Here is a 9,015-nt window from a genome sequence, read left to right on the forward strand (position 1 = left end):
TCATGGCTGACGAGAACACCCAGCTGCGTGCCGAATTGGAGAAGCGACGCCGCTGGTTCTTCGAAACCCAGTTGCGCAGACTGAATCTCCAGACCTTCCGGGGCATCGAGCGCGAGACGAACGATCCGGATCGGCAGCGGCTGCTGAACCTGATCAGCGAGCCGATCTCGCCCGGATCGCCCGAGAGTGTGCCGGGCCATCCGGAACGTCGACGGGCCAGGGTGTATCTCGACAGCCATGAACCGGTGTGGACCGCCGACGAGCAGGTACGGCGGAATGCCTTCGCTGGAACACTGATCGGCAAGAACGGCGACTGGCTCAATTTTCGGGAGCCGCATCGGCTCATCGAGCGACTCGCGACACTGGCTGCGACTTTCGAAGAGGACCGGTTCACCTCGGCCCGTGAGCCGTCTCCGCTCGGTGAATACCGCCGCAAGCCAGCGACATTCGTCCCCGAACTGCCGAACTGGGTACCCGGCCAGATGTTCGACCCCTTGAAGGGGGAGGAACCCAAAGACGGGGAGGACCGGGTGACCGACGGCAGGGGGCAGGCGATCAGCCGCGCATTCGTCGCGCAGGAAAAGCCATGGCTACTGCCCGAGCTGTATCACCCCGCCCACCGAAACCCGGAGGCATTCGCGAAGACCGAGGCATCGGAGTGGCTGGCCGATCTGGAGAAGTTCATCACCGACTTCGAGGCAGAGCTCCGTATTGTGCTCGGCGACAGTGTGACCCAGAAATTCACCTTCGCCGACAACGACTTCGGTAAGGCGATCTATCGCCAGGAGATCAACCGGGCACTGCGGAGCACGACCACGAGCGATGCCGCAGACCGGGTCGAGGCGCAGTTTCTGCCGTCGGTGGACATCCTCGACGATCGCCGTGTGCCGGTGCCGCACTACCGCTTCGGCATCCGAGTCGAAACCTCCGGATTCAAGCTCGACGACATCGAGAAGTTTCCGCATTCGGAGATGGCGAAGTACTGGCTGCGGGTCGTCAAGCATGGGCTGCGGGAGGTCTATGCCAATAAAGAGAACTCCGATATGGGCCTGTGCCATCTCATCCGGATCCTGTACCTGTTCGGCACCATCCCGGCGAAGCTGGCTTCGGACGACGCACTGCACTGGCGGACACGGCCCGAACTGCCCCCGGACTTCGAGCAGTTCTTCGACAACCGCGCTGCGGAGCAGACATTCGCCGACAACCCGGCGTTGCTGAGCAGGCTACAGACCGCGAAGGAAAAGCTCCGCATCATCCTGCACGAGAGCGCGGCCGTGCCGGGCAGCGCTGCGATTACGTTCTCCCCGATCGCTCAGGAAGTGCTGCGGCAAGGTATCCGGCACTACAAATTCTGGCTCGACGAGCCGGCACGCGCGATGAAGAGCTCCTTCTTCCAAAAGGTGCGCACCGACCTGGGTTATGAGGCCGAGAGCGAGATGGAGTACTGGTCGGAGAACCACTACATCATGTTCGCGTCTTCGGAATATCTGGCTGGACAGCTATGGGAATCCGACACTTTCGACGTGCGCGACTTCGCCGACGGCCGTCCCGACTCCGGTGCCCGATCCGGAAAGGAGCGCAAGGAACGTGGTAGGGCCAGGGTGTTGAGGTGGCTCAACCATCGGCTCCTGATGGGCTGGACGGAGTTCAATTCCTCCGGATACTACCGCGAGCACCTGTGGTCGCTGCTGAACCTGGTCGACTTCGCCCTCGATCCCGAGGTGCGCGAAAAGGCAACACTGGCAGCAGATCTCCTGCTCTTCGATGTGGCGCGATTCATGCACAAGGGCGCGATGGGCGCGGTCGGTGGACGCAGCCAGTTCTCCTCGAAGATGACCGGCCGCGACAATGCGCTCTCCGATGCCATCGAGCTGCTGTTCGGCACCCGCGGACTATGGTTCGATGACGACTCCGAGATCGGCGCCGCGATGGCCACCTCGACATATCGTATCCCGGAGGTTCTCCTCGAAATCGCCTGCAACCCACCGAAATCGGCGGTCATGGACCGGTCCCGGGTGTCGATCACCTTCGATGAGGCCTATAAGTACGGCATCTGGTTCTCGCAGGAGGACGACAAGGACAAATTCGATTCCCACCGTGCGGGATATGCGCCGAAGCTGAAGAAATATCTGCCGTTCGTCGAGAAAGTCGACGCGGATATCGAGCGCACCCATCCCGGCTACAGCAGAACCGATGACAACATCGTCTTCTGGTGGGGCACATCGGCTTTCCTCAACAAGCAGGTGACGCGCGGCACGCTGGCCTGTGTCGACAAATTCGATCTGGGGCAGAGCGGGGTGTTCAAACAGCTTGCCAACGTGGTAGGCACGCTGCTGCCCAAGGTGAAAGGTGGAGCGATCTTCGGTGTGATCGGCGGTCTGGTCGGTGGGGTGTACGGCGTCCTCGCCGGTGCGGTACTCGGAGCGATCCTCCAGATGGACGACGCCGAAGATATCGCCGACGACTTATCCATATTCCTGGAGGGATCCACGCGCACGCGTGCCAATATCCTCACCTACCGCAATCCGGACATCATGCTGTCGAGCATCCAGAATTTCCGGGCCGGCCAGATGAATATCCAGTCCAATGTCAATCAGGCCACCATCAACGGCACGCTCAACGTCTTCAGCACCTCCGGGTTGGTGAACCTGGATGTGTCCCCGGTGCTCGCCGCGGCAGCGGGCGCGTTGGGCGGCGCGCTGGTGGCAGGCCCCCCCGGTGCGATCATCGGCGGCGTTGCCGCGGCGGTATCGAGCGAATCGCAGCTCACCGGCAGTAAACTGTTCCGCACCGACCATGACGGCGTAGACGGATTGGACTGGTGGACCGGATATTTCGCGCTGCCGATGGTTGTCCAGCACGGACCGGCCGCGATCATCGCCTACGACTTCCACGATATTCAGAACGATCTCGCCGACTGCGGATCCCATGTGTTCTTTCCGAAGGTCGGCTTCGACAGCGTCGACGAGGCGCGCTGCTCGGCTTACGACGACGCCAATGAAGCCCTGTTCGAGAACTTCGATGTATTCCACTACGGCCCCAAGGGTTTCTGGGTGTTCGGCAAGTACATCCATCAGGAACCGGGCGTCGCGGCCGCGGATCGGTCGGAGGCCTACATCGGCGTGTTCTCCAATCAGCATCCCACCTGGCTGAGCCTGCAGGAGGACGAGGTCGACGTCTACAACCAAGCGGTGGACGAGGCGGCCAGGAAGCCGATCGGAGATATCGTGCGCGCGATCGCGCAGGAGAAGGATGCCGAGAAACGCGAGGCTCTGCTGACGAAGCTGCGCGAACTCATGCGGATCTGGCCCGACCCCTTGCCGCGCGACTACTTCGCCGACCGCGACTGGCACCACGACGGCAAGAACATCTGGATCGTCCAGGTGGGCAACAAGACCGAATTCGGCGACTACGAAACGTTCAAACAGCGTGTCAGCAGCGCGCGGGTCCACCTCGACGACTTCAACGACATGGAATGCCACTATCACATGCCGATGCCGGATGGCAGCAGCAAGGTCCTCGCGCTGAAATACGAGGAACAGGAATTCCACTACGGCAACGCCCCGCTGCAGACCGACCTGTATCCACGCTTCGAGAACGACTTCGTACGCGGCCGCCGGGTGGAGTGGGGGCAGCGGTCCTATGTCATCGAGTACCGTGGAAAGTCGCTGTTGCACAATCTGCACGACTTCGACCACCCTGGTCGCAGTGAAGAGGCTCCAGTGCAGCCCGGGGACGCCGACAAGGTGCTCGGCCTGGTCGTTTTCGTCCGCACCAAGAACGAGGACATGGACGAGAAGACCCTCGGCACCGCGACGGTCCGGATCGGGTGCACCACGGCCACCGAGAACCAGATCATCGCGGTCGGCCCGGTCGACGACAACAGCGTCCATGACACCGAATGGATCTTCTTCGACTCCGGACCGGTCGCGGCGGCGCCCGACCTGACCATCGACGTCGAGCATCAGGCATTCAGTGATGGTGACGACGAGGCCGATTGGAACATGAGCTTCTCACTGCAGGCGCTGATGGGTGATCACACGCTGTGCGACGTCACGCTGAACTGGGATTCATCCGATTTCGACGAAGATGTACGCAACACCGGACCGTTGCCATTCGCTATCCACACCGACCGATGGCGGGCGTGGGAACCGGTGCCCGACAGCCACGTTCGGGGCACCGTGGTGCTCGGCGTCCAAGGCGAACGCGAGCAGTTCTACTACGACCACAGCGATCTTTTCTACGCGACCCCGAACGAGCCGCTGCGCCATCGCCGCCTCGATCCCTGCCTCACCGCCGCGCCGCGCTGGACCGAAATCCCAAGCGAGCATGGTGGACCCGAGTTCACCCCGGCCTGCTCGGTGGGTGCGGTCTCCCGCCTCCCCGGACATCTGATCGCCGCAGTGCTCGACGAGGGCAAACTGTTCCTCAGTTCCGTCGTCGACAAGGACGGGACGTGGGCCCCGTGGACACCGGAAGAGGTCGGATTCGGCGCGGCAGTACCGCTGGCCTCACCAGGGAAGCTGCTCGCCGGTCCCGCACGGGGATCGACCGAGGGCGTCGAACTGGTCGTCCCCGGCGCCGACGGGCACCTTTACGTCCATTTCGATTGGCGCTCTCGGCATTCCTTCGACCTGCCGCTGGGACAGACGGCGCGGTACTGGCACCGACTCGTCGTCGACAAGTTCGCACTTCGCGCGGACGGCGACATCGCCACAACCTTCGACCGGGTCTTCACGCTGGCCACCGACGGCGCGCTGTGGACGACACCGATCATCCGTTCCGAACTCATCCCACCGACGCCGTCCTGGACCAAAGTCAGCGACCGGCAGTCGTTTCGTACCTTCACCGTCACCACCGACGGCTTTCGGACCCGAGTCCTGGCCACCACCGCCGAGGGCGACGTATGGGACTGCACCCTCGACCCCGGACAACAGCCGCGATGGGTACAGCTCAGCCGCCCAGGTGGTGCCCAGCTACCTGCGCAGGTGAGCGTGGCCTGCGCCGTGCCGGAGACGGGACGGCTCGACATCTTCACCGTCGCCGCTGACGGCACCGTCTTCACCAGCAGCTGGACCGAGCCGACCCAATGGCAAGCGTGGACCCCGATCATCCAAGGAGAGCAGGGATTTCGTGCCGCGCCGCGCACCCCTTTGCTGCTACACCGGGTGAAGCGTCAAATGGAATTGCTGGTACGAACCGACGCCGACGACCTGATGCGAACCTGGTGGTCCTGAGAGTCACCACGCCCGCCATCCTCACCCGGACAGGCCCAAAAACGAGGGAATTGACCGGTGATCGGGTCAGGGACAGGCGCGCCTGGTCGGCAGCGTCAGCGGTGTTTCCGGGCGGACGGTCGCCGGGCCGCCGGGCGTATCGACGGTGACCGGACCACCCGAAGTGACGTCGACGGTCGTGCCTTCCGGTCGGATGCGCAAGGTCAACCTGCTATCGCGTACCGCGAGGCCGCGCACCGTGATCCCCTCGGGAAACCCGCTGGGCAGCATCGGGTCCAGCCGGGGACCCGTCTCGGCCCACCGCAGCCCGCTCGGTCCGTACAGCAAACCTTGTAGGAATCCGCCCGCACCCGTGACGAAGATCCACGCCGGCTGGCCGACCGTGTTCTCACCCGACCGTTCGCCACGCGCCTCGGACTGGAACCCATACGGCGGTCGGACATACGGCTGCACCGATTGATCCAGGAACTGCTGAGTGCGGCAGGGATCATACTGCGCGCTGAGGATCGCGCCGACGCTGTTGCTCATATTGGGGCCATCGGGATCGGTGCGGTCGAAGTAGTATGCCAGCGTCGCCTCGGGCGAATAGCCCGGTGCCGCATAGGAGTACGGGTAGCTGATCAGCACCGTGTCGGCCTGCTTGATCTTCGCCCCTTGGTACCCGAGATACTCGGCGGGCACCCCTGGCACGATGTCCGGCGGCATTGCCATATGGGCGGCGATATCGGCCCACCGCGGGTTCAGCGGCAGTCCGGCCAGCTGGGCGGCCGACATCGCGGTGCGCATCGTCGCCATCACTCCGGTATTGGTGAGTGCGTTGTCCACGGAAACCGAAACGTATTCGTCGGCGCCCGCCGCGGGCGCGTAGTGGTAGCGACCGTCGGGCAGCTTCGGGCCGACCCGGGCAGCCTGGTAGTTCGCGATAGCCGTGATCACCGGCGCGCCGCTGTCACGCAGCCATTGCTCGTCGCCGGTGGCCGAATAGTACTGCCATTGCGCGAGCGCGATCTCGTTCCCCAAATGTTCCTGGACCAGTCCGCACACCCACGGCGACGCGCACCGCTGTGTCGGTCCGTCGTTCCAGGGAAATAGTGCGCCGGTCAGCCCGTAGGCGCGCGCGTTCGCCTCGGCTTGCGGTAGCGCCGCGACGCGGAAATCCACCACGGTGCGGGCCAATTCGGGATAGAGCGCGAGCAGGGTGGGGAAGATCCAAGCCTCGGCGTCCCAGTAGGTCAGGCCGCCATAGTCGTCGGAGGACAACCCCGCGGGCTGCACGGACCACCGCTGTCCGGCCCGGACGCTGGACAGCACCGAATACAGTGCGGGCCGGATCCAGTCCCGATAGTCGTCGCGGCCGGGGATCTCGATGGCGGGCTGCCACAAGCGATCCCACTCTGCTGCGTGTTCGGCGTGGGCGGCGGCGAAACCACGCGCCGCGCTGAATTCGGAGACGTCGGTGGCAATCGCGCGCGGGTCCGCGCCGTCCGCGCCGGAGGCGATTCCCACGTACTTGGTGACCGTGTAACTGCAGCCCGCCACGACGGTGCCGTCGAATCGTGTTCCAGCCGTCGCCCCGTTCGCAGGTAGCGCGGCGCCAGCCAGCTCATCCGGCGTGGTGACCGTGGATACAAGGAAGGCGGTGTGGTCGGTGCCGTCGGCGCGCACGCCGACCGTGGTCTGCCCCCGGTTCGGATCGGAGGCCGCCGTCGTCGGGGTGACCCGCCGCGCGGCGGCCCCATCGATCAGGTCGGTGACCGTGAGCGGCCCCGAGAAGTGCGGAACGACAGTGAGCTGCTGGACCGCGAGGTTCTGCTGCGCCCGTGACACGAAGGTCCGGTAGGTCAGATCCAGCCGGTGTTCCGCGTCGGGTGTCCAGGTGGCTTCGGTGGTGACGGTGGCATCGCGATAGTTCAGGCGCTGCCGGTAGTGCGTGAGCGTGGCCGGGTCGACGTCGGCCCGGTAGGTTCGGCCCGCGACGTCGACGGTTAGGCCCGACCACGCGGGGAGCGCAGCGATCGCCTCTGTGTTGTTCCACGACATGGACTTCATGGCATAGAAGCCCGCGAGATACGTTCCGGTGTAGCGCGGTTCCACTAAGGGGAACGAGGTGCGCACCGAGGCGCCGTAGTCCTGATATCCGCCGCCGCTCGGTGGGATCATCGCGCCGATGCGCCCGTTGCCGAGGTACGGGGCAGCGCGGAAGTTCTCGGGTTCGAACGTCTCGGAGACCGCCGACCAGTCGTCTCGGACCGTCTGCCCGCCCTGCGCGGCCGCTACCCCGGACAGTCCGGGCAGCGGCACAAACGCACAGGTCAATAGCATCGCACCGATACTCGACACGAGTCGCATCGAGCCGACAGTAGCAGCGGCCGCGCCGAGCCGATCGGAGCGACACGGCGGCCGCACCACGCCCCTGTTATTCGGGTATGGCGCGGCGCAGCAGCTGTCCGATGTGCTCGTGATCGCCGCGGCATCGTCTGAACCGCTTCGATCTTTTCAGAGTGTGCCCTCACGTGCTGCTCGCCACAGGTCGACCGCACCGTCGTCGTCGAGCAGCGCGTCGATCTCGGCCAGCTCGTCCGCGCTGAGATCGAGATTGTCCAGCGTGGCGACGTTCTGCTCGAGCTGTTGGGTCGAGGACGCGCCGATCACCAGCGAAGTCACGCGCGGGTCGCGCAGCGCCCACGCCAGCGCCAACTGCGCCAGCGTCTGTCCGCGGCGGGCGGCGAGCGCGCCGAGCTTGCGCAGCCGATCGATCATCTCGGCGGTCAGCAACTCGGTCTGGAACGACTTTCCCTGCGTGGCCCGCGATCCCGCCGGCACGCCGTCGAGATACTTCGATGTGAGCAGACCCTGCGCGAGTGCGGTGAACCCGATGACCCCGAACCCTTCCTCGGCGGCGGTGTCGAGCAGGCCTTCGGTCTCGATCCAGCGGTTGAGCATCGAGTACGACGGCTGATGGATGAGCAGCGGCGTGCCCAGTTCCCGCAGCATCCGCGCGATACTTGCGGAGTTCTCGGCGGTGTACGACGAGATCCCCACATACAGTGCCTTCCCCTGCCGTACCGCGGTATCCAGCGCCGCCGCGGTCTCCTCCAGCGGAGTTGTCGGGTCGAAACGGTGCGAGTAGAAGATGTCGACGTAGTCCAGGCCCAGCCGGCTCAGCGACTGATCGAGCGAGGCCAGCACGTACTTCCGTGAACCGCCACCCTGCCCATACGGTCCCGGCCACATGTCCCACCCGGCCTTGGTGGAGATGATCAATTCGTCGCGGTAGGCGGCGAGCTCCTCACGCAACAAGCGCCCGGCGTTGATCTCGGCCGACCCATACGGTGGACCGTAGTTATTGGCCAGGTCGAAGTGCGTGATTCCGAGATCGAAAGCGCGCAAAGCGATCTCACGCTGGACGGAGTACGGGCGATCGTCACCGAAGTTGTGCCAGAAGCCGAGCGAGAGCAGCGGCAGATCGAGGCCTGACCTGCCGCTGCGGCGATAGCGCATCCTGCCGTCGTAGCGGGCCGGCTCTGCGACATATGTCATCGGTACTCCTCCCGGGACGCGTGGCCGTCCCGATCTGTTCGAACTTCGAGCTAGGTTGCCAAAAGTACCTAGTCTGAACGGCGACATTCGGTGGATGTATCAACCTTTTGCTCACCAAATGGGCTGAATCGGTGGCTGATCAGTAGGTCGCTGCCATGCGTCGAAGACCGGCGCCTCGGTGGCGCGCCCGGTGTCTCCGGGTAGCGCCAGGAAGTCTCGGGAGGACTCAGCAGACCCG

3 protein-coding genes are annotated in these 9,015 nt (G+C 64.6%); 1 reads left to right on the plus strand and 2 read right to left on the minus strand.

Going from position 1 to position 9,015, the window contains the following annotated elements:
• The first annotated feature begins 2 nt into the window (after window positions 1-2).
• On the plus strand, window positions 3-5,237 hold the full coding sequence (locus tag ON44_RS43520) for a PLL family lectin (protein ID WP_040701073.1): 5,235 nt from the start codon (window positions 3-5) through the stop codon (window positions 5,235-5,237).
• 66 nt (window positions 5,238-5,303) lie between these two features.
• Here the strand turns inward: ON44_RS43520 and ON44_RS43525 are convergent, their stop codons facing one another.
• Together ON44_RS43525 and mgrA are read right to left on the minus strand one after the other, a co-directional pair.
• Window positions 5,304-7,586, minus strand: a complete 2,283-nt coding sequence (locus ON44_RS43525) for a glycosyl hydrolase family 65 domain-containing protein (RefSeq protein WP_051183340.1) — start codon at window positions 7,584-7,586, stop codon at window positions 5,304-5,306.
• A 147-nt stretch (window positions 7,587-7,733) separates the two neighbouring features.
• The gene (gene mgrA / locus ON44_RS43530) at window positions 7,734-8,777 is read right to left on the minus strand and encodes an L-glyceraldehyde 3-phosphate reductase (protein WP_040701075.1); all 1,044 of its coding nucleotides are present in this window, start codon (window positions 8,775-8,777) and stop codon (window positions 7,734-7,736) included.
• Window positions 8,778-9,015 lie beyond the last annotated feature (238 nt).

The organism is Nocardia vinacea NBRC 16497 (genome assembly GCF_000308835.1).
Taxonomy (GTDB): Bacteria; Actinomycetota; Actinomycetes; order Mycobacteriales; family Mycobacteriaceae; genus Nocardia; species Nocardia vinacea.